Source organism: Paraburkholderia sp. SIMBA_053 (assembly GCF_046534895.1).
In the GTDB taxonomy this organism is placed as follows: domain Bacteria; phylum Pseudomonadota; class Gammaproteobacteria; order Burkholderiales; family Burkholderiaceae; genus Paraburkholderia; species Paraburkholderia caledonica.
In genome coordinates, this window is sequence record NZ_JAWRXU010000997.1 from 1 (window position 1) to 260 (window position 260).

Annotated in this window: 1 protein-coding gene; it reads left to right on the top strand. The window is 71.2% G+C overall.

What is annotated here, in order from left to right:
* The coding region (locus SB753_RS38610) for a type VI secretion system baseplate subunit TssG (protein ID WP_410805355.1) at positions 1 to 260 on the top strand (260 nt) is incomplete at both ends.

The window sequence follows — 260 nt, forward strand, 5'->3', positions numbered from 1 at the left end:
GCAAGAAGCACGCGCCGGGATTGAACTGGCGCTCGCCGCATGGATCCGCACTCGCGGCGGCGCTCGATGCGCTGAGCAATCTCGGGCTCCGCGCGGGCGTGAATGGCCCGACGCATGGCCCGCACGGCGAACACCTGTGGATGCGGCACGCGGGCCTGCTCGGCGCCGCGCCGCGTTCGATGACGGGCTTGTGCGCCGTGCTCTCCGATCGTCTCGGTCTCAAGGTGCGCGGTGCGCAGTTTGTCGGCGGCTGGCGTGAG